General features: G+C 69.1%; 25 protein-coding genes. 12 read left to right on the top strand and 13 right to left on the bottom strand.

Annotated elements, in window-relative coordinates; genetic code table 11:
• Positions 1-5: 5 nt before the first annotated feature.
• The 7 genes from flgC (at position 6) to recA (ending at position 5,630) form a co-directional block, all read left to right on the top strand.
• A complete protein-coding gene (gene flgC / locus J8J14_RS15820; RefSeq protein ID WP_209380506.1) occupies positions 6-413 on the top strand; it encodes a flagellar basal body rod protein FlgC in 408 nt (135 codons plus the stop codon).
• Positions 413-703, top strand: a complete 291-nt coding sequence (gene fliE / locus J8J14_RS15815; RefSeq protein WP_209380505.1) for a flagellar hook-basal body complex protein FliE — start codon at positions 413-415, stop codon at positions 701-703. Before flgC ends, fliE begins: the two co-directional genes overlap by 1 nt.
• A gap of 17 nt (positions 704-720) precedes the next feature.
• The gene (locus tag J8J14_RS15810; RefSeq protein ID WP_209380504.1) at positions 721-996 is read left to right on the top strand and encodes a flagellar biosynthetic protein FliQ; all 276 of its coding nucleotides are present in this window, start codon (positions 721-723) and stop codon (positions 994-996) included.
• On the top strand, positions 993-1,769 hold the full coding sequence (locus J8J14_RS15805) for a flagellar biosynthetic protein FliR (RefSeq protein WP_209380503.1): 777 nt from the start codon (positions 993-995) through the stop codon (positions 1,767-1,769). Before J8J14_RS15810 ends, J8J14_RS15805 begins: the two co-directional genes overlap by 4 nt.
• Before the next feature lie 3 nt (positions 1,770-1,772).
• Entirely contained in the window at positions 1,773-2,828 is a 1,056-nt protein-coding gene (locus J8J14_RS15800; RefSeq protein ID WP_209380502.1) for an EscU/YscU/HrcU family type III secretion system export apparatus switch protein, read from the top strand.
• Positions 2,829-2,863: 35 nt separating this feature from the next.
• On the top strand, positions 2,864-4,417 hold the full coding sequence (locus tag J8J14_RS25470; protein WP_209380501.1) for an ATP-binding protein: 1,554 nt from the start codon (positions 2,864-2,866) through the stop codon (positions 4,415-4,417).
• A gap of 175 nt (positions 4,418-4,592) precedes the next feature.
• On the top strand, positions 4,593-5,630 hold the full coding sequence (gene recA, locus J8J14_RS15790) for a recombinase RecA (protein ID WP_209380500.1): 1,038 nt from the start codon (positions 4,593-4,595) through the stop codon (positions 5,628-5,630).
• Between the two features lie 89 nt (positions 5,631-5,719).
• Here the strand turns inward: recA and J8J14_RS25045 are convergent, their stop codons facing one another.
• From J8J14_RS25045 to J8J14_RS15780, 3 genes are all read right to left on the bottom strand, one after another.
• A complete protein-coding gene (locus J8J14_RS25045; RefSeq protein WP_342452461.1) occupies positions 5,720-5,869 on the bottom strand; it encodes a M20/M25/M40 family metallo-hydrolase in 150 nt (49 codons plus the stop codon).
• Positions 5,870-5,899: 30 nt separating this feature from the next.
• On the bottom strand, positions 5,900-6,076 hold the full coding sequence (locus J8J14_RS25040) for a hypothetical protein (protein WP_245215840.1): 177 nt from the start codon (positions 6,074-6,076) through the stop codon (positions 5,900-5,902).
• A 112-nt stretch (positions 6,077-6,188) separates the two neighbouring features.
• On the bottom strand, positions 6,189-8,042 hold the full coding sequence (locus J8J14_RS15780; RefSeq protein WP_209380499.1) for an ATP-dependent nuclease: 1,854 nt from the start codon (positions 8,040-8,042) through the stop codon (positions 6,189-6,191).
• A 132-nt stretch (positions 8,043-8,174) separates the two neighbouring features.
• Here J8J14_RS15780 and J8J14_RS15775 point away from each other — a divergent pair, with 132 nt between their 5' ends.
• Positions 8,175-8,765: a transposase gene (locus J8J14_RS15775; RefSeq protein WP_209380498.1), complete on the top strand. Its 591-nt coding sequence runs from the start codon at positions 8,175-8,177 to the stop codon at positions 8,763-8,765.
• A gap of 94 nt (positions 8,766-8,859) precedes the next feature.
• Entirely contained in the window at positions 8,860-11,508 is a 2,649-nt protein-coding gene (gene alaS / locus J8J14_RS15770; RefSeq protein ID WP_209380497.1) for an alanine--tRNA ligase, read from the top strand.
• A gap of 12 nt (positions 11,509-11,520) precedes the next feature.
• Here the strand turns inward: alaS and J8J14_RS15765 are convergent, their stop codons facing one another.
• The 3 genes from J8J14_RS15765 to J8J14_RS15755 all read right to left on the bottom strand — a co-directional run bounded on the left by J8J14_RS15765 (position 11,521) and on the right by J8J14_RS15755 (position 14,462).
• On the bottom strand, positions 11,521-11,718 hold the full coding sequence (locus J8J14_RS15765; RefSeq protein ID WP_209380496.1) for a hypothetical protein: 198 nt from the start codon (positions 11,716-11,718) through the stop codon (positions 11,521-11,523).
• A 318-nt stretch (positions 11,719-12,036) separates the two neighbouring features.
• Positions 12,037-12,978, bottom strand: a complete 942-nt coding sequence (locus J8J14_RS15760; protein WP_209380495.1) for an alpha-E domain-containing protein — start codon at positions 12,976-12,978, stop codon at positions 12,037-12,039.
• Complete coding sequence (locus tag J8J14_RS15755) at positions 12,978-14,462, bottom strand: circularly permuted type 2 ATP-grasp protein (protein ID WP_209380494.1); 1,485 nt, start codon at positions 14,460-14,462, stop codon at positions 12,978-12,980. The genes J8J14_RS15760 and J8J14_RS15755 overlap by 1 nt, the downstream gene beginning before the upstream one ends.
• Before the next feature lie 267 nt (positions 14,463-14,729).
• Between J8J14_RS15755 and J8J14_RS25465 the strand changes: the two genes are divergently transcribed.
• A complete protein-coding gene (locus J8J14_RS25465) occupies positions 14,730-14,861 on the top strand; it encodes a hypothetical protein (protein WP_280842968.1) in 132 nt (43 codons plus the stop codon).
• A 4-nt stretch (positions 14,862-14,865) separates the two neighbouring features.
• On the opposite strand, the gene J8J14_RS15750 is transcribed toward J8J14_RS25465, so the two are convergent.
• A complete protein-coding gene (locus J8J14_RS15750; RefSeq protein ID WP_209380493.1) occupies positions 14,866-15,258 on the bottom strand; it encodes a VOC family protein in 393 nt (130 codons plus the stop codon).
• 1 nt (position 15,259) lies between these two features.
• Entirely contained in the window at positions 15,260-15,946 is a 687-nt protein-coding gene (locus J8J14_RS15745) for a DNA-3-methyladenine glycosylase family protein (RefSeq protein ID WP_209380492.1), read from the bottom strand.
• A gap of 214 nt (positions 15,947-16,160) precedes the next feature.
• On the opposite strand from J8J14_RS15745, the gene J8J14_RS15740 reads away from it, so the two are divergent.
• The gene (locus tag J8J14_RS15740) at positions 16,161-16,880 is read left to right on the top strand and encodes a response regulator (RefSeq protein ID WP_209380491.1); all 720 of its coding nucleotides are present in this window, start codon (positions 16,161-16,163) and stop codon (positions 16,878-16,880) included.
• A gap of 34 nt (positions 16,881-16,914) precedes the next feature.
• A complete protein-coding gene (locus J8J14_RS15735; RefSeq protein WP_342452460.1) occupies positions 16,915-18,252 on the top strand; it encodes an ATP-binding protein in 1,338 nt (445 codons plus the stop codon).
• Positions 18,253-18,273: 21 nt separating this feature from the next.
• Here the strand turns inward: J8J14_RS15735 and J8J14_RS15730 are convergent, their stop codons facing one another.
• The 5 genes from J8J14_RS15730 to J8J14_RS15710 form a co-directional block, all read right to left on the bottom strand.
• A complete protein-coding gene (locus J8J14_RS15730) occupies positions 18,274-19,011 on the bottom strand; it encodes a sulfite exporter TauE/SafE family protein (RefSeq protein WP_209380489.1) in 738 nt (245 codons plus the stop codon).
• Positions 19,012-19,117: 106 nt separating this feature from the next.
• A complete protein-coding gene (locus tag J8J14_RS15725) occupies positions 19,118-19,579 on the bottom strand; it encodes a hypothetical protein (RefSeq protein ID WP_209380488.1) in 462 nt (153 codons plus the stop codon).
• 115 nt (positions 19,580-19,694) lie between these two features.
• Positions 19,695-20,900, bottom strand: a complete 1,206-nt coding sequence (locus J8J14_RS15720; RefSeq protein WP_209380487.1) for an MFS transporter — start codon at positions 20,898-20,900, stop codon at positions 19,695-19,697.
• Positions 20,901-21,025: 125 nt separating this feature from the next.
• Positions 21,026-21,478: a thioredoxin-dependent thiol peroxidase gene (gene bcp, locus J8J14_RS15715; protein WP_209380486.1), complete on the bottom strand. Its 453-nt coding sequence runs from the start codon at positions 21,476-21,478 to the stop codon at positions 21,026-21,028.
• Positions 21,475-24,465: a bifunctional [glutamine synthetase] adenylyltransferase/[glutamine synthetase]-adenylyl-L-tyrosine phosphorylase gene (locus J8J14_RS15710; protein WP_209380485.1), complete on the bottom strand. Its 2,991-nt coding sequence runs from the start codon at positions 24,463-24,465 to the stop codon at positions 21,475-21,477. Before J8J14_RS15710 ends, bcp begins: the two co-directional genes overlap by 4 nt.
• Positions 24,466-24,479: the final 14 nt, after the last annotated feature.

The following is a 24,479-nucleotide window of genomic DNA, read 5'->3' as shown; positions in this document are numbered from 1 at the left end:
TTCGCATGGAACTCGACAAGGCGCTCCGCATCTCCGCCGCCGGCATGGCGGCGCAGTCCACGCGCCTCCGCATCGTCGCGGAGAACCTCGCAAACCGCGACAGCACCGGCGACACCCCTGGTGCCGATCCCTATCGCCGCCGCACCGTCACCTTCGCCGAGAAGCTGGACCGCGAGACCGGCGCGCGCGCCGTCCGTGTCTCGCGTGTCGGCCAGGCCGCGGGCGAGTTCCCGCGCCGCTTCGATCCCGCCCATCCCGCGGCCGATGCCCAGGGCTATGTGAAAACCCCGAACATCGACAGCCTGATTGAAGTGATGGACATGCGGGAGGCGCAGCGTTCCTACAGCGCCAACCTCTCGGTGCTGGAAACCACGCGCGGCATGCTCTCCCGCACCATCGAGGCGCTGCGCTGATGCCCGCCGCGATCGGCGCGGCCGGTGCCGCCGCCGCCTACCGCAACGCCACTTCCCCCGCCGCCGCCAGCGCGGAAGGCTTCGGTGGCGCCCTGAAGCGGGCGCTGGAGGGCGCGGTGGAATCCGGCCGCCAGGCCGACCAGGCCGCCGCCGGTGCCCTGTTGGGCCAGGCCAGCGTCACGGAAACCGTCCTCGCCGTCAGCCGCGCCGAACTCGCCCTGCAAACCGCCGTGGCGGTGCGGGACCGCGTCGTCTCCGCCTATCAGGACGTGATGCGGATGCCGATCTAGCGCGGAGCAAGCCGGGGATGGAAAACGACATCGTTGCGCAATCGCTTCGCGACTCGCTGTGGATCACCCTGCAGCTCGGCGCGCCCTTGCTGGTCGCGCTCCTCGCCGTGGGCCTGGCCGTCTCGGTCGTCCAGGCGCTCACCCAGGTGCAGGAGGCCTCGCTGGCCTTCCTGCCCAAGCTTGCCGTCGCGGGCGGCGGGCTGATGCTTCTCGGGCCCTTCATGGCGGGCGCGCTGCGGGACTGGACCATCACCCTCTTCGACCGGATGGTCACGCTGGGCGGCCTCCCATGAGCGAGGCCATGCTGCTTCAGGCCCTGCCCGACCTCGCCTTCGGCGCGGTGCTGCTGCTCGCCCGCCTCGGCGCTGCCGCGATGATCCTTCCGGGGCTGGGGGAGGGGGATGTGCCCGCATCCGTCCGCCTCGGTTTCGCCCTTGCCCTCGTGCCCCTCCTGCTCCCGCTCCTCGCGCCCGGCCTGCCCGCCACGCCCGACATGCCCGCCGAGGCCCTGTGGCTGCTTGCCCTGGAAGTCCTGACCGGCCTCTGGATCGGGGGGCTGGCACGCCTCCTCGCCCTGTCGCTCTCGGTCGCGCTGCAGGCCGCCGCCCTGCTGCTCGGCCTCTCCGCCCTGCTCGTGCCCGATGCACAGCTTGGCGGAGGCGCATCCGCCCTCGGCCGCCTCGGCACGCTCGCGGCGGCCGTCCTCATCCTCTCCACCGGGCTGCACGGCCTCCCGCTCAGGGCCCTGGCCGAATCCTACGCCCTGATGCCCCCCGGCGCACCCTGGCCAGCCGGCGATGCCGCCTCCGAGATCGCCGCATCCGGGGCTGCCATGCTGGCCCTCGCGCTCCGCCTCGCCGCTCCCTTCATCATCGCCGCGGTCACCATCAACCTGGCCATGGCGCTGATCGCGCGCGTGGCGCCATCGGTGCAGGTCTTCTTCATCGCGGCCCCGGGCCAGATCCTCGCAGGCCTTGCCTTGCTCGCGCTGCTCGGCCCCGCAATCCTGGCCAGCTTCCACCAGACCCTCCAGGCCGGCTGGTCCAACCTCCCCGGGCTGCGCTGAAGCATGGCCGAAGAGGGCAGCGACGAATCCGAGGACCGGACCGAAGCCCCCAGCGCCCGGCGCCTCCAGAAAGCCCGGGAAGAGGGCCAGGCTCCCAACTCGCGCGAACTCTCCGGCTTTGTGGCGCTCGCCGCCGCCGTGCTCGCCGCCGGCTTGGCGCTGCCCACCCTCGGCCGAGATCTGTTGCGCGCCCTGCGACGCATCCTGGAGCACGCGCATCAGCTCACCCCGGAACAGGCCTGGGCAGTCCTGCTTCCCTCCACCCATGTGCTGCTGCCCGTGCTCTCGGCCGCCGCCCTCGGCGCGCTCGCCACCACCCTTCTGCAGACAGGCGGCCTCGTCTCCGGAAAAGGGCTCGCGCCGCAGCTCTCGCGCATCTCCCCCCTGGCCGGCCTCAAGCGCCTGCTGGGGATGGACGCCGTCATCGAGTTCCTGAAGACCCTGCTCAAGATGGCCCTCGTCGCTGGCGCGATCTGGCATGTCGGCGGCGCTCCGGAACGGCTGGAATCCCTGCTTCACCAGCCCCCCGCCGCGCTCCTCTCCGCCATCACCGATGAAGCGATGCGCCTCGTCGCCGCAACCCTCGCGGCCTTTGCCCTCATCGCCGCGGCGGACCTCTTCCTCACCCGCTTCCGCCACCTCCGCCGCCTGCGCATGAGCCGCCAGGACATGAAGGAGGAAGCGAAGGACAGCGAGGGCGATCCCCATGTGAAGGCGAAGCAGAAGGCCATCCGGCAGAAGCAGGCCCGGCAGCGCATGCTCGCCGCCGTTCCACGCGCTGCCGTCGTCATCACCAACCCCACCCATTACGCCGTCGCCCTCGGCTATGAGGAAGGCTCCAGCGCCGCCCCGAAGATCCTGGCCAAGGGCGCCGACGAGGTGGCCGCCCGAATCCGCGAAAAGGCGCGCGAGGCCGGCGTCCCGCTCGTCTCCAACCCACCCCTGGCGCGCGCCCTCTTCAAGCTGGAACTCGACACCGAAATCCCCGCCGAGCACTACCAGGCCGTCGCCGAGATCATCGCCTTCATCTGGCGCGCCCGCCGCCGCCCGCCCGCCTGATGCGCCGCCGGGCGCTTCGTTCTAGGCTCCGCGCCATGGCCGATGGCGTCCGGACAATCCTGGGTTTCCCGCGCAAGAAAGGCGCCGCCGAGCCACCCGTGGATCCCACCCTGCACGCCCTGCTCGAAGCCCTGCCGCAAGGCGCCGCCCTCCTCGATTCCGCCGCCTCCATCCTCCGCACCAACGCGGCGCTGCGGGACATGCTCGGCCCCTCCCTCCCGCTCCGCCCCGGCACCCCCGCCCTCTCCCTCTTCGACCCCCAGGCCCGCGCCACCCTGCGCCCATGGCTCGAACAGGGCGGCACCACCCCGCTGGAAGCCCCCCTGGCCGCCCCGGAAGGCCGCCCCCCTATCCTCGCCCTCCTGCGCCTCGCCCCGCTTCCCGCCGGCCGCCATCTCCTCCTCGCCGAGGACCTCTCCGAACGCAGCCGCCGCCGCGAGGAAGCCGAGGCCGGCGAACGCCTCCGCGCCATCGGCCAGCTCGCCGGCGGCATCGCGCATGATGTGAACAACCTCCTCGCCATCATCCTCGGCGCCATGGACGCCGCCATCCTCGCCGCCCCCGCCGCCGCCCCGGAACTCCGCCCCGCCCAGGATGCCGCCGCCCGCGGCGCCGCCCTCGTCCGCCGCCTCCTCGCCTTCGCGCGCCGCCAGCAACTCGAACCCCGCGTGCTCGACCTCGACGAAGCCGTCGCCGCCGCCATCCCCATGCTGCGCAGCCTCCTCGGCCCGCGCATCGCCCTGGAATTCCGCCCCGCCGCCCTCGGCCGCCGCGTCCGCGTGGACCCCGTCCAGCTCGATCAGGTCCTCCTCAACCTCGCCACCAATGCGCGGGACGCCATGGCAGGGCAGGGGACCCTCACCATCGCCACGGACACCGCCATCTCCCTCCAGGAAGAACCCGGCTTCCCGGACCCGCTTCCTCCGGGCCGCTGGGCCGTCCTCGACATCACCGACACAGGCCCCGGCATCCGGCCGGACATCCTCCCCCGCATCCTCGAACCCTTCTTCACCACCCGCGCCAACCAAGGCGGCACCGGCCTCGGCCTCGCCACCATCCACGGCATCCTCCGCCAGTCCGGCGGGGCCCTGCAGATCACCTCCCGCCCGGGCCACACCCGCTTCCGCATCCACCTGCCGCGCCACGAAGCCCCCGCCGAACATCCCGCCGAACACCCCGCCACCCCCGCGCCCACACCCCTCGCCACAACCCCGCCCCAGGCCCATATCCTCCTGGTGGACGACGAAGCCCCCCTCCGCCGCCTCGCCGCCACCGCCCTCGAACGCGCCGGCCACCAGGTCACCCAGGCCGAGGACGGCGAAGCCGCCCTCGAACTCCTCGAATCCGGCCTCCACCCCGCCGCCATGATCTCCGATATCGCCATGCCCGGCCTGGACGGCATGGCGCTCGCCCGTGCCGCCCGAACCCACCTCCCAACCCTCCCCATCATCCTCACCAGCGGCTACGCCGAAGCCGCCCTCGGCGCCGACATGACGCGGGAAGGCATCAACTTCCTCCCCAAGCCCTACCGCCCGGCCCAGCTCGTCGAAATCGTCGCCAGCCTCCCCCAGACCGCCGACGGAGCTTGAACTTTCACCCCAGGAACGTAATATGAACATCCCGGACCGGAGTCGTCGCCACCGCTTGTGCGCGATCACTTCGGCTGGTTAACAAGCGCGTGAGGTCGCGGCGTGAAACCCCGCCCCCTCATCCGCCGGTGGCACGCCGGAAAGCGTCCACCGATCGCAAAGGGCACTTCCCAAAATGGATAAGAACAAGGCTCTCGAAGCCGCTCTCTCCCAGATCGAGCGCTCCTTCGGGAAGGGCTCCATCATGCGGATGGGGGGCAAGCAGATGAACGAGGAGGTGGAGGTCATCTCCACCGGCTCCCTCGGCCTCGACCTCGCCCTCGGCATCGGCGGCCTCCCCAAGGGCCGCATCATCGAGATCTACGGGCCGGAATCCTCGGGCAAGACCACCCTGGCCCTCCAGGCCGTCGCCGAAGCCCAGAAGAAGGGCGGCACCTGCGCCTTCATCGACGCGGAACACGCCCTCGACCCCGGCTACGCCCGCAAGCTCGGCGTGGATGTGGACAACCTTCTCATCTCCCAGCCCGATGCCGGTGAGCAGGCCCTGGAAATCGCCGATACGCTGGTCCGCTCCGGCGCCATCGACGTGCTCGTCATCGACTCCGTCGCCGCCCTCGTGCCGCGCGCGGAACTCGAAGGCGAAATGGGCGACAGCCATGTCGGCCTCCACGCCCGCCTCATGTCCCAGGCACTGCGTAAGCTGACCGGCTCCATCAGCCGCTCCAACTGCATGATGATCTTCCTCAACCAGATCCGGTTGAAGATCGGCGTCATGTTCGGCAACCCGGAGACCACCACGGGCGGCAACGCGCTGAAGTTCTACGCCTCCATCCGCATGGAAATCCGCCGCATCGGCCAGATCAAGGATCGGGAAGAAGTCGTCGGCAACCAGACCCGCGTGAAGGTGGTGAAGAACAAGATGGCCCCGCCCTTCCGGCAGGTCGAGTTCGACATCATGTACGGCGAAGGCGTCTCCAAGGTCGGTGAGCTCATCGACCTCGGCGTGAAGGCCGGCGTGGTCGAGAAGTCCGGCGCCTGGTTCTCGGCCGACAGCCAGCGCATCGGCCAGGGCCGCGAGAACGCCAAGCAGTTCCTGCGGGACAACCCCACCCTGGCGGACAGCATCGAGCGCCGCATCCGCGAACAGGCGGGCGTCGTGGCCAACGCCATGATGACCACCCCGGACGCCGAGGAAGCCGCCGCGGCGGAGTGATCCGCGCGACAGCGCTGAACGACGAAGGGCCACACCTCACGGGGTGCGGCCCTTTTCGTTGCTGCTGACCGGCACTGGGGCAGGGGCCTCTACGCCGCCTCCAGCAGCATCGTCGTGTGCCCGTCATGCCCGCAGGCGTGCATCGTGCCCCTAGTCGTGGAGGCGTGCGGCAGCCCCGTCACCTCCTTTATCGCCAGCGCGTCCATGTCCGCCCGATCGCCCGCTGGCCGGGCAGTCACCCCTTGCGCGTCGCTACCACCCCGAACTTCCTAACGCCCTCCGTCACCTCCAGCCACCTCCAGCCGCAAGCCCCGCAGGGTGTCGGCCACCAGCCTGGAGGTCAGCACCTCCTCCATCCCCATCTCCGGATTGGCAAGGATGTCGCGGCGGATGGCGATCAGCTCGGGCTGGAGTGCCTTGATCGCGGCGCGGGCGGTGTTGGCCATGGGGGAGAGGTCCGTCTACAATGCTACCTACGCACTTCGATCCTCCCCAATGGGTCTGCCTAGATCACCATTGCTCCCAGCCTAAAAGGTTGATTGCAAGCAGCGCTGGTCGCTAGGTTGCGGGTGCGGTTCCAACTTGTTCATTATCGGATTTGGATGCTGTTTCTACAAGATCGGAAACGTAATCTCTTAAGGAACTTACGAATTCTGGTGAGTTTTTTACTATGTACCGAAGCAGATGCAGCGAGTCTTTGTTCTTGGCGAACGGTGCTCTATTTGAGGAAATTTCACTGCATGCTGCTTTGATTAGATTGGCTCCGTCTACTCGAGCCAGCCACTCCGTATCACGCAAGTCGCCAGACCATTCCCGGATTAAAAATGGGCGTGCACTCGCTAGCCTTACTAATATCTCTTGAACCTGAGCCGGGTTGACTGTCTCTGCCGTCTGACGCAACTTTGTATTAATGAAATCTGCAATTGCTTCTGCATTCAGTAAATAGCATTCGAGATGTCTCCTTGGAAGGAAGTGGAGTCGATTTCTCGACGCTCGGCGCATTTCGTTTTTTTCGATTTCGGTCAATTTCTCTGTATCAAAGCTGAAAATCACCGAGGCCACCAAGGGGGCAGTTGCGCTCGCTAGACGGTTATAAACATCGAATACAATCGCGGGATCTCTCTTGTTGGAGTTGAAGTCACCAGTTGCCGCAACGGAGCTGATAATCAGACCCCGTGGTAGCGGACCAACAAGCTCTCTGTACAAGTATAGAAAGCAGATTTCCTCTGTGGGTCCTTCTACCCAAATGACACGATCGGCGGCGAATACATCGGACATAGAGACACCAAGGTGTTGAGCTACATCTTGAAAATTTCCGACTTCCGAGAGATTTAGGAGTTCCACCGAGGAACTGTAGCCGCGCCGTTTTACAAGGTGGACAGTTGTGGTGTTGCTGTAACTAATAACTTCCGGCGAATGAGTCGAGATAATATACTGGTGATTTGAGTAATTCGTTTGCAAAATTCGAAGGAGAGCTTTGACTGCTGCAGGATGCAAGAAGCTATTTACCTCGTCGATGATGATTGTCGCGCTCTCCCGTGTCATGATGGCGGCGAGGATGGCGACAACCTGTGACACTCCAGTTCCGCTGGAGTTGAGAGGAAAGCTTAATTCTACCCGTTCCATATCTTCGGTGGGCCACACACGAACCTCAATATTGTTGTTTTCTGGTCGTATGCGAACGCTGAGGTTGCCAACTGTCGAGAACACATCTTTCACGTGCCCGACAAGGCGTTGGAAAACATTCCAACGTTCTGTGTAGAGCGTGTGTAGAACGTTGGGGAGATTTCCTGCATTAGGCAGCAGACGAGTGGCATATCCGTAAGATGATTCACCAATCGTCATGCGCTCGGCGGTGAAGTGGAACATATCCTGTTCCCATGCATGTCCGATAAGGCCAGCTAGCGTGTCGCCGCTCTTGTCATTCATTTGGATGATAACGTCGCCATTCTGCGGGTACAGAGTAACGCCGTACTGAGGTGATTCGGGTGCATGATAAAAAAGACCGTGGGTTGGATAGGAGCTGGTGAATTGCTGGCCGGCGGCCCTCCTCAGAGTTATCTCAAGGCTTTTCATCTGCAGGAAATTTTGTACAAATCCTACTCCATCGAATAACTGGTCTTGCGCTATCGGAATAACCTGGGGTGAGTTGCTCTGCAAGATTGCTGACCGGATTTCTGCACCGTTTACCGATAAGGTCAAGTTTACCTCAGGTAGTGGTAGTCGAAACGCCTCCCAACGCTCAGGAGTACGATGTCGATCGTCACTAAAATGGGAAGTTAACGACCGTAGGAGCGCACTTTTTCCGGCATTGTTTTGGCCAACAATTAAGTTGGTCCGATCTTGGAAAAATATCTCTCCAGAATCTTCGAAGGACTGATAACCCTTCACTTTAGCTTTCAGCAGTCGCATGGGAGTTCCTTCTTGAGACAGCTCTTTATATTCGAATGTCGGAGCTCTGGCGCGAGATCGTCGAGCGACGACATGACAAACTTGACAGAAGGCGGAAATTCCTAATAAATCGCTGAAGTAGGAGTTGTGTCCATGTCCCGCCTCACTCTACCCCGCCCCTTCGCCCCCCTCACCGATCTCCAGTGGCACGCCCTCCTCCCCTACGTCCTGCCCCGCTCCCCCCAGGGCCGCCGCATCGCCGATCTCCGCTCCCGCATGAACGCCATCTTCCACCTCGCCCACACCCCGGGCGAACCCTGGAAGAACCTCCCCAGCCACTACGGCAAACCCGATACCGTCGCCCGCTTCTTCCGCCGCCTCACCCACGCCGGCCTCTGGCACCGCCTGCTCGAAGCCCTGGCCGATGCCGCCCCCAACCACCCCCTGCGTCAGATCGAATACGCCATCTGCCGCGCCACACGCCGCGCCGCACGCCTCGGCGGCATGCCTCTCCTTCTCCTCATCCGTAAACTCGGCCTCCGCACGGCGCTGAACGGCCCACCCTGGCTCCTGCCGGATCCCCATTTGTCCGAAACCCTCGCCCGCCTCCCGCCACCCCCGGTGCCGCGCACGAAACGCCAGTTCCAAACCGCGAAGGACCACTTCCGAAGCCTCGCCGCCCTGGCCAGGGCCGCCCTCGGCCGCACCCGTATCCCCCGCACCGTGCGCCTCGCCTGGCCATGAACCCCACGCCCCCGCGCACCCTCGACGCACCGGCCCCCTCCGCGGTAAACGCCCCGGTCGCGTTCCCGCGAGGAATCGGAAGTAAAACCGCACCATGACCAGCAGCAACGACGTTCGCGCCACCTTCCTGGACTACTTCGCCCGCAACGGTCACTCCGTTGTGGACAGCAGCCCCCTGGTCCCGCGCAACGATCCCACGCTGCTCTTCACCAACTCCGGCATGGTGCAGTTCAAGAACGTCTTCACCGGCGCCGAAAAGCGCCCCTACACCCGCGCTACCACCGCCCAGAAGTGTGTCCGCGCCGGCGGCAAGCACAATGATCTGGATAACGTCGGCTACACCGCCCGCCACCACACCTTCTTCGAAATGCTGGGGAACTTCTCCTTCGGCGACTACTTCAAGGAACAGGCCATCACCCATGCCTGGACCCTGCTGACCAAGGACTTCGCCCTCCCCAAGGAAAAGCTCCTCGTCACGGTGTTCCATGAGGATGAGGAAGCCGCGACCCTCTGGAAGAAGATCGCAAACCTTCCGGAAGAAAAGATCATCCGCATCGCCACGTCAGATAACTTCTGGCGCATGGGCGATACCGGCCCCTGCGGCCCCTGCTCGGAAATCTTCTACGACCACGGCGAAAAGATCCCTGGCGGCCCCCCCGGCTCCCCGGATGAGGACGGTGACCGCTTCATCGAGATCTGGAACCTCGTCTTCATGCAGTTCCTCGAGGAACCGGCCGGGGTCCGCAACCCGCTGCCCCGCCCCTCGATCGACACGGGCATGGGGATGGAACGCTTCACCGCCATCCTCCAGGGCGTCCACGACAACTACGACACGGACACCTTCCGCGCGATCATCCTCGCCAGCGCCGAGGCCACCGGCCAGGACCCCGACGGCCCCTTCCGCGCCAGCCACCGCGTCGTGGCGGATCACCTCCGCTCCGGCGCCTTCCTCATCGCCGAAGGCGTGCTCCCCTCCAATGAAGGTCGCGGCTATGTCCTCCGCCGCATCCTCCGCCGTGCCATGCGCCACGCCCACATGATGGGCGCGCGGGACCCGCTGCTCCCCCGCCTGGTCCCGGTGCTGATCCGCCAGATGGGCGCCGCCTATCCGGAACTGGTCCGCGCGGAATCCCTCATCACCGAAACCCTCCGCCTTGAGGAAACCCGCTTCCGCTCGCTGCTGGAACGCGGCCTCGGCCTCCTCGCCGAGGAAACCGCCCGGCTCGGAGACAAGCAGCCCCTCCCGGGCGATGTCGCCTTCAAGCTCTACGACACCTACGGCTTCCCCCTGGACCTCACCCAGGACGCCCTCCGCGCCGAGGGCCGCCCCGTGGACACCGCCGGCTTCGAAACCGCCATGGCCGAGCAGCGCCGCCGCGCCCGCGCCGCCTGGTCCGGCACCGGTGAGGCCGCCACCGAAACCCTCTGGTTCGACCTGAAGGAAAAGCTCGGCACCGGCACCGAATTCCAGGGCTACACCACCGAACGCGCCGAGGCCTCGATCCTCGCCATCGTCGCCAACGGCCAGGAGGTCCAGTCGGCCCCCGAGGGCACGGAAGTCTCCGTCATCCTCAACCAGACGCCCTTCTACGCCGAAAGCGGCGGCCAGGTCGGCGATGCCGGCCTCATCACCGGCCCCGAAGGCCTCCAGATCGCCATCCGCGACACTCAGAAGAAGCTCGGCCTCCACATCCATATCGGCATCGTCCAGCACGGCACCGCGAATGTCGGCGCCCCCGTGCTGGCCGAGGTCGCGCATCACCGCCGCAGCGCCATCCGCGCCCATCACAGCGCCACCCACCTGCTGCACGAAGCCCTGCGCCGCCGCATGGGTGAGCATGTGGCCCAGAAGGGCAGCCTCAACGCCCCGGACCGCCTGCGCTTCGACGTCTCCCAGCCCACCCCCATGTCCCCCGAGGACCTGGCCTGGGTCGAGCAGGAGGTGAACGCCCGCATCCGCCAGAACACCGAGGTCACCACCCGCCTCATGACTCCCGACGAGGCGGTCAAGGCCGGCGCCATGGCCCTCTTCGGTGAGAAATACGGCGACGAGGTCCGCGTGGTCGGCATGGGTGAGGACCCCGAGGCCACCTCGAAGCACGGCGTCTATTCGCTGGAACTCTGCGGCGGCACCCATGTCGCCCGCACCGGCGATATCGGCCTCTTCAAGATCGTCGGTGAAAGCGCCGTCGCCGCCGGCGTCCGCCGCGTGGAAGCCGTCACCGGCCCCGCCGCCCTCGCCGTGATCGAGGAGGAGGGGCGCCTCCTCACCGAGGCCGCCGCCACCCTCAAGGTCTCCGCCACCGAGCTCCCCGCCCGCGTCGCCGCCCTGCTCGAGGACCGCCGCAAGCTGGAGCGCGAAGTGGCCGACCTCCGCCGCAAGCTCGCCACCGGCGGCGCCGCGTCCGAGGTGGAAACCATCGCCGAACTCCGGGTCGCCCTCCGCGACCTCGGGGAGGTGCCGCCCCGCGACCTGAAATCCCTCGCCGAGGCCATCCTCAAGGGCGGCACCGCCGATGTCGTAGCCCTCGTCTCCTCCGCGGAAGGCAAGGCCAGCATCGTCGTCGCGGTAGGTGAGGCCGGGAAGGGCAAGGCCGACGCCGTCGCCCTCGTCCGCGCCGCCTCCGCCGCCGTCGGCGGCAAGGGCGGCGGCGGCCGCCCCGACATGGCCCAGGCCGGCGGCCCCGAGGGCGAGAAATCCGCGGAAGCCCTCGCGGCCATCCGCGCCGCCCTGGCCGCCTGAGAGGCGGTGGGCCTAGCCCACCATCTCCGGCCTGAGCGGTCCGCTCGCCTGCTGGGCGAGGCCGCGCAGCACCTCCGCCAGCGAATCCTCCAGCTGGCGGATGAGAGTCGCGGCCTCGGCCGCATCGAATTCGGAGACGACGACCTGGTCCGGCATGTCATGAACCAGGACGACACGGCCAGCGATGGCCTGGGTGCGGAAGCTGCTCATGGGAGAAGCCTAGCTTCAGAATTGCCGGCATTCACAGTCTCGTGATGATTCCTTTCAATCCTGTGACCCAGCCGACACACCGCCCCCAGTTGCCGGGCGGCAGCCCTCCTCGCCGAGCAGCCTTCCTGCGTCGCAGATCTCGACACGGCGCACCGCGCGCCTGCATCCGTGAACCATGCGCGGAAGCGGGCCTCGGAACTCTGGTCCGGCTTCCCGGCGGCGTGTCCGGGCTGCCCCATGCACCGAATGGCATGGCTGAGGACCTGCCGATCTAAGCGGCACCGGACGGGAGAGCAGGCCGCCCTCCCGCCGCCTAACTCAGCCGATGAGGAAGCACTTCCCGATCGAGGCGCCGAGCCGCCCGTTGCCGGCGATGATCTCGTCGATCACCGTTTTCAGCCCGCCATCCATCAGGCGGGCCGGCGTGTGCTCCACGCAGCGGCCGCGCAGGGCCGCGGCAAGCCGCCGGCAGGCCACGCGGTCCTCGCCATCGGACATGGCGAGCACGCCGAGGATATCGTTAACCTCCTCGTAGCAGGCGCTGACGGATCGCGGGTGCTCCGGCCGCATCAGCAGCAGTTCCACCACCCGCGCGGCCCGCAGCCGCTCTCGGAACAGGTGCTGGTAGGCGCGCAGCGCCGCCACGGAGCGGAGCAACGCCTGCCACTGGGCGTGGTTCGAGGCGTCCTCATCCGCCGCCACGCCGAAGGCCGAGATGCGGGAGGCGAGAAGGCGGGCTGTGTTGTCCGCCCGTTCCAGCATCACGCCCAACCGCACGAAGCGCCAGGCATCGTCCCGCAGCATGGTGTCCATGGCCGCGCCGTTGAACAGGACGGTGCGGGCCATGACCCAGTCATTGAAGCCCATGAGCCGGTCGCCGCCGGCCTCGCCCGGGTCGAGCTTGCGGAGGTCGATCCAGGTATCGTTCACCGCTTCCCACATATCCACGGTCAGCGCGGTGCGAACGGCCCGGGCGTTGCGGCGCGCTGACTCGAAGCAGGAGGCAATGGAGGAGAGGTTCAGCGTGTCCAGGGTAAGCCAGCGGGCGGCCTGGTCGGGCGTGGGATCGCCATAGAGCTCCTGGTAGTGGCCCCTGGTGCCGGTGGCATCGAGGAAGCCGGCCCATTCCGCGGTCTCCGTCCCGCGCGGGGCGGCAAGGGAGGCCATGCGGAGCGTGGCGTTGAGGCCGCGCGCGACATTGCCGGCGCGTTCCATGTAGCGGCCAAGCCAGAAGAGGCTGTCTGCGGTGCGCGCGAGCATCAGCCCTGGCTCCCGCCCAGGCTCTGGGTCATCCCGCCCATGCTCTGGCTCATGCCCTTGCTGCCCATGGATTGTGTCATGGGCGGGGGATCCTCCTCCAGCACCCAGGTGTCTTTCGTGCCGCCGCCCTGGGAGGAGTTCACGACGAGCGAGCCCTCCCGCAGCGCGACGCGGGTGAGCCCGCCAGGCACCATGCGGACCTGCTCGCGTCCGAAGAGGATGAAGGGGCGCAGATCCACGTGGCGCGGCGCCATGCCGGCCTCGCAGAGGGTCGGCACGGTGGAGAGCGCGAGGGTGGGCTGGGCGATGTAGTCGGCCGGCTTCTCACGGATGCGGGCGGCGAAGGTCTCGCGCTGCTCCGCGGTGCTGTGCGGGCCCACCAGCATGCCGTAGCCGCCCGAGCCGCGGGCAAGCTTCACCACCAACTCATGCAGATGGTCCAGCACATAGGCGCGGTCTTCGTCGCGCTCGCACATATAGGTCGGCACGTTCCGCAGGATCGGTTCCTCGGAGAGGTAGAAGCGGATCATGTCCGGCACGAAGGGATAGACGGCCTTGTCATCCGCCACGCCCGCACCGGGCGCATTGGCCAGGGTGACTCGGCCCTTGAGATAGGCGGAGATCAGCCCGGGCACGCCAAGCATGGAATCCGGGCGGAAGGCCTGCGGGTCCAGGAACTCGTCATCCACGCGGCGGTAGATCACGTCCACGCGGCGCGGGCCGGCGGTGGTGCGCATGAACACGGTGTCATCGCGCACGAAAAGGTCGGCGCCCTCGACCAGCTCCACGCCCATCTCATCGGCGAGGAAGGAGTGCTCGTAATAGGCGGAGTTGAAGGGGCCAGGCGTGAGCACCGCCACGGTGGGCTCGCCCTGGCAGGCCGGAGGGGCGAGCGACTTCAGGGTTTCGAGCAGCTCCTCGGGGTAGTGGCTCACCGGGGCGATGCGGTGGGAAGCACAGAGATTGGGCAGGAGGCGCATCATCGCCTCCCTGTTCTCCAGCATGTAGGAGACGCCGGAGGGGACGCGGCAGTTATCCTCGAGCACGAAGAACTCCTCGGCGCCGGTGCGGACGAGGTCGATGCCCGAGACGACCGTGTAAACCCCACCCGGCGGGGTGAAGCCCTCCATGACGCTCCGGTAGCCCTCGTTCTTGAGGACCAGCTCGGCCGGGACCAGGCCTTCCCGCAGGATGCGGCGGGGGCCGTAGATATCGGCGAGGAAGAAGTTCAGGGCGCGGACACGCTGCTCCAGCCCGCGGCGGAGGTGTTCCCATTCCTGCCGGGCGATGATGCGGGGTATCACGTCGAAGGGGATCAGGCGCTCGGGATCGCCGCCCTGGTCATAGACGGCGAAGGTGACGCCGATCCGGCGGAAAAGCACCTCGGCCTCCCGCCTCTTGGCTTCCAGTGCCGCGCTGCCCGCGGCATCGAGATAGCGGGCGATTTCCGCATAGGGGGAGCGGATCCGGCTCCCCTCACTCATTTCGTCGAAGGCCGGCACCCTGTCCTCCGTTATGCGTGGCCGGGATGGGCCGCCGCGCCATGGTTGCAGCAAGTCGCGTGCCGGGGCGAGAGGCTGCGGCGATCTTCCGCCCGGGGCATGCGCCTCGGGTGAAAGACGCCCGGCGCTGCACCAGGGTTTCGGAGGGCGGAGCGGAGTGATGCGGCCAGGCCACGGGGGGCGGCCCGCGCGACTCATGGCGGCGGTCTTTGCTTGCCAAGGTTGTTCATGTTTTGTTCATTGCTGCCCATGCGATACCTCCATGCCGCGACACGCCCGATCGTCCCGAATGATACGATCCGCGAAGCCATGCTGGCCTTCGTCATCACCTTTCCCTCCCTTTGGCTGCTGGGCGAGGTGGCGGTGGCGCTGGGTTATTGAGGGCTCAGGGAAGCCAGGGCAGTCCGTCCTGGAGGAAGGACTGGATCTCCAGCCGGTAGCCCTCCGGATCCCGGAAGAAGGCGCTGCGGACCGTGCCGCCCATGCCGAGGCTCACCGGGCCCTCGAAGCGCACGCCGCGGGCGGAGAGCGCCGCATGGGCGGCGTCCAGATCCTCAACGGCGAAGCTGACCAGCACCCCGTCCGTACCCCTGGGCCGACCGGGGATGTCGCAGATGCCGATCAGGGCGGTCGGGCTGGCGCGCAGGATCCGGCAGCGTCCCTGGTCCACCACGCAGGCGAGCCCGAGCACCTCCTCGTAGAAGCGGGAGAGGCGGGGCAGGTCGTCCGTGTAGAGGAAGGTGATGGTGCGGCCGCCGGTGAGGTCGGGTGGGTTCATGTCAGCCGTCATCCTCTGGATCCGCGCCGGGGCGGCCGGTGGCGTGCCGCCAGTTGTGCCAGAGCAGGCGGGCGGCGAGGGACCGATAGGGGCGCCATTCCGCCGCGAGCGCGGTGAGGGCCTTCGGGGCGGGACGCGCGGGAAGTTCGCGCAGATGGGCGAGGGAGGCGGCAAGGGCGATGTCGCCTTCGGGGAAGATATCCGGCCGGTCCTCCGCGAAGAGGAGATGGACCTGGGCGGTCCAGCGGCCGAGGCCACGGATGGTGCAGAGATGGGCCACCGCTTCCTCGTCCGGCATGTCCGGTAGAGCCTCCAGGCGCAGCCTTCCCTCCAGGATGGCTGTGGCGAGGCTGCGGGCATGGGCGGCCTTGGGGCGGGAAAGCCCCGCGGCCCCGCAGAGGGTGGCGTCGTCCAGAAGCAGCAGGGTGGCGGGTTCCAGCGCGCCGGGGATGGCGCTGAGCCTTGCCCAGATGGCGCCCGCGGCGCGGTTGCTGATCTGCTGGCCGCAGATGGTCCGGAGCAAGCCCGGGAAGCCGCGCGGGCGCCGCCGCCAGGGCAGGGGGCCGCAGCGCGCCAGGACGCAGTGAAGCGCGGGATCCAGCCCGGCAAGGGCCGCCAGGCCGCGCTCGGCCCATTCCGGAGGAGGATGCATGGGGAAGGTGGTGGACGGCGGCGGGGGCCGCGACAAGGGGGGATGCGAATCCACCCGCCGCCGTTGCGTGCAAGGCCCCGGGGGATAGGGGGGCGAGGGGCCCTGGCACGCCCCCTAACTGGTGGCTGCGGGGCGCAGATCCAAGGACCCGGGCGCGCCGGTGAAACGCCAGGCAACGGGAAGCCCTTCAGACATGGAATGTAACAACGGCCCCCGCGACATGGCGCCCGGGCGCGCTATGTAACAGCGCATGGAACCCGCCCCGCACATCCTGGTCGTCGATGATGACCGCGAGATCCGCGAGCTTCTGGCCCGCTTCCTGGAGAAGCAGGGCTTCCGCGTGACCACGGCGCGCGAGGCGCGGGAGGCACGCAGGGCCTGGCCGCTGGGCCGGTACCACATCGTGATCCTGGACCTGATGATGCCCGGGGAGTCCGGCCTGGACTTCGCCCGCTGGCTGCGCGGCCAGTCCGACGTGCCGATCGTGATGCTCACCGCCATGGGGGAGGAGACGGACCGGATCGTCGGGCTGGAGCTGGGCGCGGACGACTATGTGGCGAAGCCCTTCAACCCACGTGAGCTGCTGGCGCGCATCCGCGCCGTGATGCGCCGCGCCCATGGCGAGGGGGCCCGGCGCGACCCGCTGCCCAGCGCCATCCGCTTCGGTGGCTGGACGCTGGAGCCGCAACGCCGGCGGCTGCTGAACCCTGACGGCGCGGAGGTTCCGCTGACCGGCGGCGAGTACGAGCTGCTGACCGTGCTAGTGGAGCGGCCCAACCGCGTGCTGACGCGCGACATGCTCATGGACCTGCTGCGGGGCCGCCAGGCCGGGCCTTTCGACCGTGCAATCGATGTCGCCGTCTCCCGCCTCCGCCGCAAGCTGGAGGATGACGGGCGCAATCCGAGCCTGATCAAGACCGTGCGCGGCGGCGGCTATGTGCTGGCCGCCGATGTGGAGCGGGCCGCCTGATGCGCGCCTTCCTGTGAAGGGGCGCGCACGCTCGGTGCTCCGCCGCATCCTGCCGCCGAGCCTCGCGGGGCGGACGGCGCTGTTCCTGCTGCTGGCCCTGATGGCGGTGCAGGCGGCGGGGCTGACCATCCATGCGCTGGATCGCGTGGACCTGCAGCGCGCCGCGACGGAGCGCGAGATGTCCGCCCGGCTCTTCGGGCTGTGGCGGGCCATCGTGGTGGCGCCGCCGGAGCGGCGCAGCTCCATTCTCTCCGATATTGAGCTGCCGCAGGGGCTTGAGGCGACGCTGGACGACCAGCCGGTCGTGCGGGTGGGAATGCTGCCGGCGCCGCCGCCCGTGCTGCGCATGGTGCGCCCGGATTTCATGATGGGCGGGCCGCCGCGGCTGCGCCCGCGGGAGGTCCAGGCAGGAATGCGCTTCGGCCGGATCTACCTGGCCATCCAGCTGCCGGATGGGACGGGGTGGCTGAACATCAGCGTGCACATGCCGACGCCACGCCCCTGGCATTCCGAAACCTTCCTGATGGCCTTCCTGCTGATGACGGCGGCGGCAGCGCTGCTGATCGTCTGGGCGACGCGGCGGCTGACGCGGCCGGTGCGCGACCTGGCGCGCGCCGCCAATGCGCTGGGGCGGGACGTGAACGCGCCGCCGATGCCGGAGGACGGCCCGCTGGAGGTCGCGACCGCGGCGCATGCCTTCAACACCATGGCGGAGCGGATCCGCCGCTTCGTGGGCGACCGGACGCAGATGCTGGCCGCGATCGGCCATGACCTGCGCACGCCCATCACGCGGCTGAAGCTGCGCGCCGAGTTCATGGAGGATGACGAGCAGCGCGCGAAGATGCTGGCCGATCTGGAGGAGATGGAGGCGATGGTGAACGCCACCCTCGCCTTCGCGCGGGACGACGCGGCAGCGGAGCCTTCCGTGCCGCTGGACATCGCGGCGCTGTGCCGGACCGTGCTCGACGAGGCGGCGGATGCCCGGCCAGATGTGGATCCGGAGGCCTTCACCTATTCCGGGCCGGAGCGGCTGACGCTGCGTGGCCGGCCGATCGCGCTCAAGCGCGCCCTCGCCAATCTGGTGGCGAACGCGGCCAATTACGGTGGCGGCGCGCGGGTGATCCTTTCCCCGCCCTCGGGCGGGCAGATCCATCTGCGGGTGGTGGATGATGGGCCGGGCATTCCCGTGGAGAGCCAGGAGGCGGTGTTCCAGCCCTTCCGGCGGCTGGAGGTGAGCCGGAACCGCGAGACGGGCGGGGTCGGGCTCGGCCTGCCCATCGCGCGCAACATCCTGCGCGCCCATGGGGGCGACGTGGTGCTGCAGAACAGGCCGGAGGGCGGGCTGGCCGCGCTGGTGAACCTGCCGGCCTGACCAGGGTCATTTCCAGACGGCTCATCCCCAGAGCGGCAGGCCGATCAGCGCGGCGAGCGCGATGAGCAGGAAGCAGACGCGGCGGAAGCTGGCCTCGCTGGCCAGGCCGAAGAGGCGGCTGCCGCACCACAGCCCCAGCCCGTAGGTGGGCGCGACGAGGGCGGAGAGCAGCACGACCTCCGCCGTGAGGAGGCCGCTGACGAGGTAGGTGGCGGCGCTGATGAGCCCGCTGGCGGCGAAGAAGAGGACGATGTTCGCGCGCACCCGCGCCGCGGGGATGGCGCCGCCCAGCCAGTAGGCGACCACGGGCGGGCCGCCCATCTGCGCCGCGCCCGAGAACAGGCCGGAGCTGGCGCCGACAGCGAGGGAGAGGGGAAGGGCGGGGCGCCCGTGATAGCGCCAGCCCGAGGCGAGCAGGGCCAGCATGGCGATGGCGAGGAGGCACATGCCCCAGCGGAGCGCCCCGGGGTCCAGGTGGAGCAGCAACCAGGCGCCGGCCGGCGCGCCCAGCAGGGCGCCGGCAGTGAGGGAGGCGACCTCGCTCCGCTCCGCCCCGCGCCAGGCACCGGGCACCAGCGGAAGCGCGGTGATGTTGTCCACCAGCATCAGCAAGGGCGCGGCGACGCGTGGGCCGAGGGTGGCGCTGGCGAGCGGGATGAAGATCAGCGCGGCGCCGAAGCCCGAGAAGCCGCGCGCCAGCCCCGCGACCAGGGCGGTGGCCAGGGTCGCGGCCAGGATGGGGGCGGGCGGCAGGTCCATGGCGGCTCAGCCCGGCGCAGGATCGTGCCGTCGGATCCGGAAAGGCGAGGGGCCGTGCCTGGGGGCTGTCAGCCGGATGGGGGGCGGGTCATCCGGCATGACAGGGTCAGCGTGCGGTGCAGCGCTTCAGCGGGCTGGGGAATTCGGCGCAGTCGGGAAAGACGATCTCGTTCGGCCCGCGCCGCTCCACCCGAAGGTTGTTCGGATTGGCACAGCCGAAGGCGCTGTCAGGAGGCAGGCGGCCGCCCAGCGGGGGCACGGAGGCAGCGGCCGGGGCCAGGCGGAACTCCACGGCATCCGGCCCGCCCGCGACGGTTTCGATCAGGCGCTGCCGGTAGGGAACTTCCAGCAGGGACACGCGCATGATGACGTCCCGCGTGAAGATGACGGTGGGTTGGGCGGCGCAGGTCGCGCCTTCCGTCTCCGTCGCCGGGAAGATGCCGCCGGTCCAGGATCCGAAGAGCCAGGCATGGGGCGCCGCCTGGGCCTGGGGCTGCTGCGCATCCGCCGCGGCCAGGGGCGCCGTCAGCGCCGCGACCAAAATCCACTTCGCCCAGCTGTGCCGCATGCCACGCTCCTCGACCAGATAGCCGGCCGCAGAAAAGGGGAGGACGGGCCGCCTGTCCACCCCGCCGCCGATTTGTTTCAGCCCGCGCCACCGGCGACGCGGCGGCAGGTGCCCCTCACGCCGTTGCCGGCTTCACGGCCGGGGCGGGCTCGCGGACCGGGAGGTGGATGAGGGCCGCGAAGATGCCGGCGGCGATCGAAATGTACCACATGGCGTCGTAGGTGCCGGTGCGGTCGAAGATGAGGCCGGGCAGCCAGGCGCCGATGAAGCCGCCGATCTGGTGGCCGAGGAAGACGAGGCCGAAGATGGTGGCAAGCCAGCGCGTGCCGAAGAGCCGGGCGCAGAGCGCGACCGTGGGCGGGACGGTGGAGAGCCAGAGCACGCCCATGAAGGCCGAGAAGACGAGGACGGAGCCGGTGGTCTTCTCCATGCCGAGGAAGAACACGGCCATCACGAGGGCCCGGAGCCCGTAGATCGCCACCAGCAGCTCCCGCCGGCGCCAGCGCTGGGTGAGCTCGCCCGCGCCGAGCGAGCCGACGATGTTGAAGAGGCCGATGAGGGAGATGGACCAGGCGCCGACCTGCAGGGGCAGGTGGCAGGAGGCCACGAAGCCCGGCATGTGGACCGCCAGGAAGGAGACATGCAGGCCGCAGACGAAGAAGCCGAAGAAGAGGCACCAGAACAGGCGCGAGCCCAGGGCGCGGGACAGGGCCTCGCGCGCGGATTCCTCCGGTGCTTCGGAAGCGGGCTTCGGCGCGGGCCTGCCGGCGAGCGGCAGGGCCAGGGGCACCATGAGCAGGGCGGCCACGGCCATGGCGAGGAGGGCCATCTGCCAGCCGAAGCCGGACAGGGCGGCGCCGGAGAGCGGGACGACGAGGAACTGGCCCATGGAGGAGCCCGCCGTGCCCAGGGCCGCCGCGCGGCCGCGCATGGAATCCGGCAGCTGGCGGGTGAGGGAGGCCACGATGATGGGCATGCCGGCAGCCGAGACGGCCACGCCGAGCACCAAACCCGCGAAGAAGGTGAAGGTGCCGAGGCCGGGCGAGAGGGCCATTCCGGCGATGCCCGCCGCGTAGAGCAGCGCGCCCCCGATAACGACGACTCGCCCGCCGTAGCGGTCCGCCAGCTGGCCGACGATGGGCTGGCTGAAGCCGTTCACCAGCACCTGGATGGCGATGGCCAGGGCAAAGCCGCTGGTGGACCATCCGAGGGCGGTGGTCATGGGGGCGAGATAGAGGCCGAAGGACTGGCGCAGCCCCATGGCGAGGGCGGCGCAGGCGACGGCGAGCATGAGGAGAATGGCGAGTGGCCGGCCCTGCATGACGTCCCGCTCCCGTCCCTGTTTAAGGGAAGGCTAGCGGGGGCGTGGAAAGGGGTCCATCGCGCCGCGCGCTGGGCAGGGGCGCGCGCAGCGGAGGTGCCTTCTCCCCGCCCGGCCCAACCGGCTCAGGCCGCCTTGAGCAGAAGGGCGGCGTGCTCGGCCGGCTTCACCTTGCGCCAGATGGCCTCGACCGTGCCGTCCGCGCCGACGAGGAAGGTGCTGCGCTCCATGCCCATATATGTCCGGCCATACATGGATTTCTCCACCCAGGCGTCATAGGCGTTGGCGAGGGACTGGTCGGCATCCGAGGCGAGGGGGAAGGTCAGCCCGAACTTCTTCGCGAAGGCGTCCAGCTTCTTCACCGGGTCCGGCGAGACGCCGATCACGGTGATGCCCGCCTTTTCCAGCGCCGCCAGGTTTTCCTGCACGCCCTGGGCCTGCACGGTGCAGCCGGAGGTATCGGCCTTGGGATAGAAATACAGCGCGTAGCGCCTGCCCCGCAGCAGCGCGGCGCTGACGCGCCCGCCGCCCGCGGCCGGAAGGTCGAATTCCGGCGCCTTGTCCCCGACAGCGATCATGCGGCCCCCCTGACCGGCAATGGGCCGAGGTGGCGCTCGAAGGAGTCGCGCACCCCGGCCGCGATCTCCTGCATCTGTCCCTGGAGTGCGGGGAGGTCAACGGGCGGTGATCCGCAGGCCGGGGCGAGGCCGTGGAGAAGGGCATGGGCGGAGGCGGGGGGAAGCTCCTCCGCCCGCATCCTTCCGACCGTGAGGCGCAGCAGGGACTGCAGGCTGCGCCAGAAGCGCTCCGCCCGGATGAGGCGCGCAGCCTCCGCCTCCTGCATCAGGCCGGCGCGGGCGAGGTTGGCCAGCGCATCGCGCGTGGTGGGGGCGACGATGCGCGGATGCTCGGCGGCATGAGCGCATTGCAGCGCCTGGGCGATGAATTCCACCTCCACAAGTCCGCCGGGGATCGCCTTCACGTCCCAGGGGCCGTCGGGTGGAAGGTCGCGCAGCATGCGGATGCGCATGGCCCGCGCGTCCTCGATGGCCTGTGGGCCGGCATGGATGGCCAGGGCCTGGCGGCAGCATTCGGCGATGCGCTTGCGGAGCGCGGGCGGGCCGGCAACCGGGCGGGCGCGGGTGAGGGCCATGCGCTCCCAGGTCCAGGCCTGGCCGCCGTTCTCCTTCGGGCCGTTGTAGCGCTCGAAGGCCGCGATGCTGGCGGCGACCGGCCCTTTGTTGCCCGATGGGCGGAGCCGCATGTCCACCTCATAGGGCTTGCCCTCAGCACCTGGGGCGGTGAGGGCGGCGACGAACTGGTGCGCGAGGCGGGAGAAGTAGGTGGGGACGGGCAGCGGCTTCGGGCCGTCGCTCTCGGTCGCGTCCTCCGCGTGGTCGTAGATGAGGACCAGGTCGAGGTCGGAGCCCGGCAGCATCTCCCGCCCGCCCAGCTTGCCCATGGCGACGACGGCCATGGCGCCGCCCGGGATCTTGCCGTGGCGCGTGGCGAAGTCCTTCGAGACCTGGGGAAGCAGGCAGGTGATCGCCGCATCCGCCAGTTCGCTGCGAGCGATACCGGCGGCGTCCACGTCCAGCTTGCCCTCGAGCGCGGCGACATCCACCTCGAACTTGCCCTCCGTGACCATGCGGCGGACCGACTCCAGCGCCTCCTCGTAATGTCGGGCGGCGCCGACGAGGGCGGGGAGGGAGGCGGCGGCCATGCCGCTGCCGCCGGCCAGCAGGCCTTCGAGCGCGCCCGGATCCCGCGCGAGGTGATCGGCAAGCGCCGGGGCGGCGCCGAGGACGCCGGCCACGCGGTCCAGCAGGACGGGGTTGCGGTGGAAAAGGCTCAGCACCTGCACGCCGGCGGGCAGGCGTTCCAGGAGCTGGTCGAAGCGGCTGAGCGCGAGATCCGGTTCGCGCTGCCGCGCGAAGGCGGCCAGGAGGGATGGCATGAGGGCGGTGAGCAGTTCGCGTGCGCGCTCGGTGCGCGTGGCGCGGCGATGGCCGTGATGCCAGGCGCGCACCATGCCCGACGCGGCCGCGGGATTGCCGTAGCCCATGGTTTTCAGCGTCTCGAGCGTCGCCGCGTCGTTCTCCGGGCCGGTGAAGACGAGGTTGCCGCCCTCGAACCCGTCGCCGCCCGCTAGGCTGAGGGGGGGCGCGGATTCGAATTGCCGGGAATACTGGCTGGCGACGCGGCGAAGATGCGCTGAGAGGGTGGAGGCGAAGGAATCCGGATCGGAGAAGCCCATGAAGGAGGCGATTCGGGCGAGTCCCTCCGGGTCCTCGGGCAGCCGGTGCGTCTGGCGGTCCGCCACCATCTGCAACCGGTGCTCGACATCGCGCAGGAAGACATAGGCATCCGCCAGATCCGCAGCGGCGCGGCGGTCCATCCGCCCCGCGGCGGCGAGGGCGACGAGGGCGCCGAGGGTGGTGGGGTCGCGCAGCGCCGGCTCGCGCCCGCCCCAGATGAGCTGGGCCACCTGTGCCGTGAACTCGATTTCGCGTATGCCGCCCCGGCCGAGCTTCACGTCGTGGCCGGCGAGCTTGTCGAGATGGGGGATCTCGGCGCTTGCGCCGCGCTTGGTGCCGTGCACCGCGTGGATCTGGCGCTTGATGGAATGGATGTCCGCGATCATCGCGAAATCGAGGTGGCGGCGCCACACGAAGGGCCGGATCTCCGCCAGGAAGCCCTCGCCCAGCGCCCTGTCCCCGGCCACGGGGCGGGCTTTCAGCATCGCCGCGCGCTCCCAGTTCTGGCCGAAGCTCTCGTAGTAGGAAATGGCGGCGGGGATGGAGACGGCGAGCGGCGTGGCCGCGGGATCGGGGCGGAGGCGGAGATCGGTGCGGAAGACATATCCCTCCGCCGTGCGTTCCTCGAGCAGCCGTACGAGGTCGCGGGCGAGGCGCACGAAGATGGCCTGCGCCCGGTCGGGATCGATGGCGGCCGCCGGATCGAAGAGGACCATCAGATCGACATCGGACGAGTAGTTCAGCTCGCGCCCGCCGAGCTTGCCCATGCCGAGGATCACGAGGCCCGAGCCCTTGCCGGCGCCGCGTGGGTCCCGCTTGGCCGCGTTGGGCATGTGGATCTCGCCGCGCCCGGCGGACTCCCGCAGGAGATGAACGCAGGCCAGGTCGATGCAGGTATCGGCGAGGGAGGAGAGGGCGCCCGTCACCTGATCCAGCGCCCATTCGCCGGACAGGTCGGCGGCGGCAATGATAAGGGCGGCCTGGCGCTTGGCCAGGCGGAGCGCGGCGCCGAGCTGGGCGAAGCTGGCGGCCGGATCCGCGCGGCCGAGCGGGTCCAGCGCCGCGGCGAAGGCGGCATCCGCCCCGCGCTCGGCGAAGCGCAGCAGGGTGGTCGCCTCGCGCAGGGCGAGATCGGCCAGGAAGGGGCTGTGGCCGCCCAGCGCGGCCAGCAGGGCGGCGCCGGCGGGGGCCTCGGCGAAGGCCGCCTCTGCCGCGCCCTTCGCGGCGAAATCCTCCGCCAGCCGGCTGGCCGCGGCGGCATCATAGGGGGCTGGCGGGCTTCGGCGGGGGGGCTCGGCGTCGGGCATGCGCGGGAAGGCAA

It is taken from the genome of Pararoseomonas baculiformis (assembly GCF_017813395.1).
Taxonomy (GTDB): domain Bacteria; phylum Pseudomonadota; class Alphaproteobacteria; order Acetobacterales; family Acetobacteraceae; genus Roseomonas; species Roseomonas baculiformis.
Note: the sequence above shows the minus strand (reverse complement) of the source record. Positions and strands in the feature narration are given on the sequence as shown.

Coding starts and splice junctions, on each gene's coding strand:
- J8J14_RS15755 (WP_209380494.1), bottom strand. CDS start 14,462: ATGAGTGAGGGGAGCCGGATCCGCTCCCCCTATGCGGAAATCGCCCGC.
- bcp (WP_209380486.1), bottom strand. CDS start 21,478: ATGATCGCTGTCGGGGACAAGGCGCCGGAATTCGACCTTCCGGCCGCG.
- J8J14_RS15810 (WP_209380504.1), top strand. CDS start 721: ATGGAAAACGACATCGTTGCGCAATCGCTTCGCGACTCGCTGTGGATC.
- J8J14_RS15805 (WP_209380503.1), top strand. CDS start 993: ATGAGCGAGGCCATGCTGCTTCAGGCCCTGCCCGACCTCGCCTTCGGC.
- J8J14_RS15750 (WP_209380493.1), bottom strand. CDS start 15,258: ATGAACCCACCCGACCTCACCGGCGGCCGCACCATCACCTTCCTCTAC.
- J8J14_RS15710 (WP_209380485.1), bottom strand. CDS start 24,465: ATGCCCGACGCCGAGCCCCCCCGCCGAAGCCCGCCAGCCCCCTATGAT.
- J8J14_RS15760 (WP_209380495.1), bottom strand. CDS start 12,978: ATGCTCGCGCGCACCGCAGACAGCCTCTTCTGGCTTGGCCGCTACATG.
- J8J14_RS15720 (WP_209380487.1), bottom strand. CDS start 20,900: ATGCAGGGCCGGCCACTCGCCATTCTCCTCATGCTCGCCGTCGCCTGC.
- J8J14_RS25465 (WP_280842968.1), top strand. CDS start 14,730: ATGCGATACCTCCATGCCGCGACACGCCCGATCGTCCCGAATGATACG.
- J8J14_RS15730 (WP_209380489.1), bottom strand. CDS start 19,011: ATGGACCTGCCGCCCGCCCCCATCCTGGCCGCGACCCTGGCCACCGCC.
- J8J14_RS25470 (WP_209380501.1), top strand. CDS start 2,864: ATGGCCGATGGCGTCCGGACAATCCTGGGTTTCCCGCGCAAGAAAGGC.
- recA (WP_209380500.1), top strand. CDS start 4,593: ATGGATAAGAACAAGGCTCTCGAAGCCGCTCTCTCCCAGATCGAGCGC.
- J8J14_RS15780 (WP_209380499.1), bottom strand. CDS start 8,042: ATGCGACTGCTGAAAGCTAAAGTGAAGGGTTATCAGTCCTTCGAAGAT.
- J8J14_RS25040 (WP_245215840.1), bottom strand. CDS start 6,076: ATGGCCAACACCGCCCGCGCCGCGATCAAGGCACTCCAGCCCGAGCTG.
- alaS (WP_209380497.1), top strand. CDS start 8,860: ATGACCAGCAGCAACGACGTTCGCGCCACCTTCCTGGACTACTTCGCC.
- J8J14_RS15775 (WP_209380498.1), top strand. CDS start 8,175: ATGTCCCGCCTCACTCTACCCCGCCCCTTCGCCCCCCTCACCGATCTC.
- fliE (WP_209380505.1), top strand. CDS start 413: ATGCCCGCCGCGATCGGCGCGGCCGGTGCCGCCGCCGCCTACCGCAAC.
- J8J14_RS15725 (WP_209380488.1), bottom strand. CDS start 19,579: ATGCGGCACAGCTGGGCGAAGTGGATTTTGGTCGCGGCGCTGACGGCG.
- J8J14_RS15800 (WP_209380502.1), top strand. CDS start 1,773: ATGGCCGAAGAGGGCAGCGACGAATCCGAGGACCGGACCGAAGCCCCC.
- J8J14_RS15765 (WP_209380496.1), bottom strand. CDS start 11,718: ATGAGCAGCTTCCGCACCCAGGCCATCGCTGGCCGTGTCGTCCTGGTT.
- flgC (WP_209380506.1), top strand. CDS start 6: ATGGAACTCGACAAGGCGCTCCGCATCTCCGCCGCCGGCATGGCGGCG.
- J8J14_RS15740 (WP_209380491.1), top strand. CDS start 16,161: ATGGAACCCGCCCCGCACATCCTGGTCGTCGATGATGACCGCGAGATC.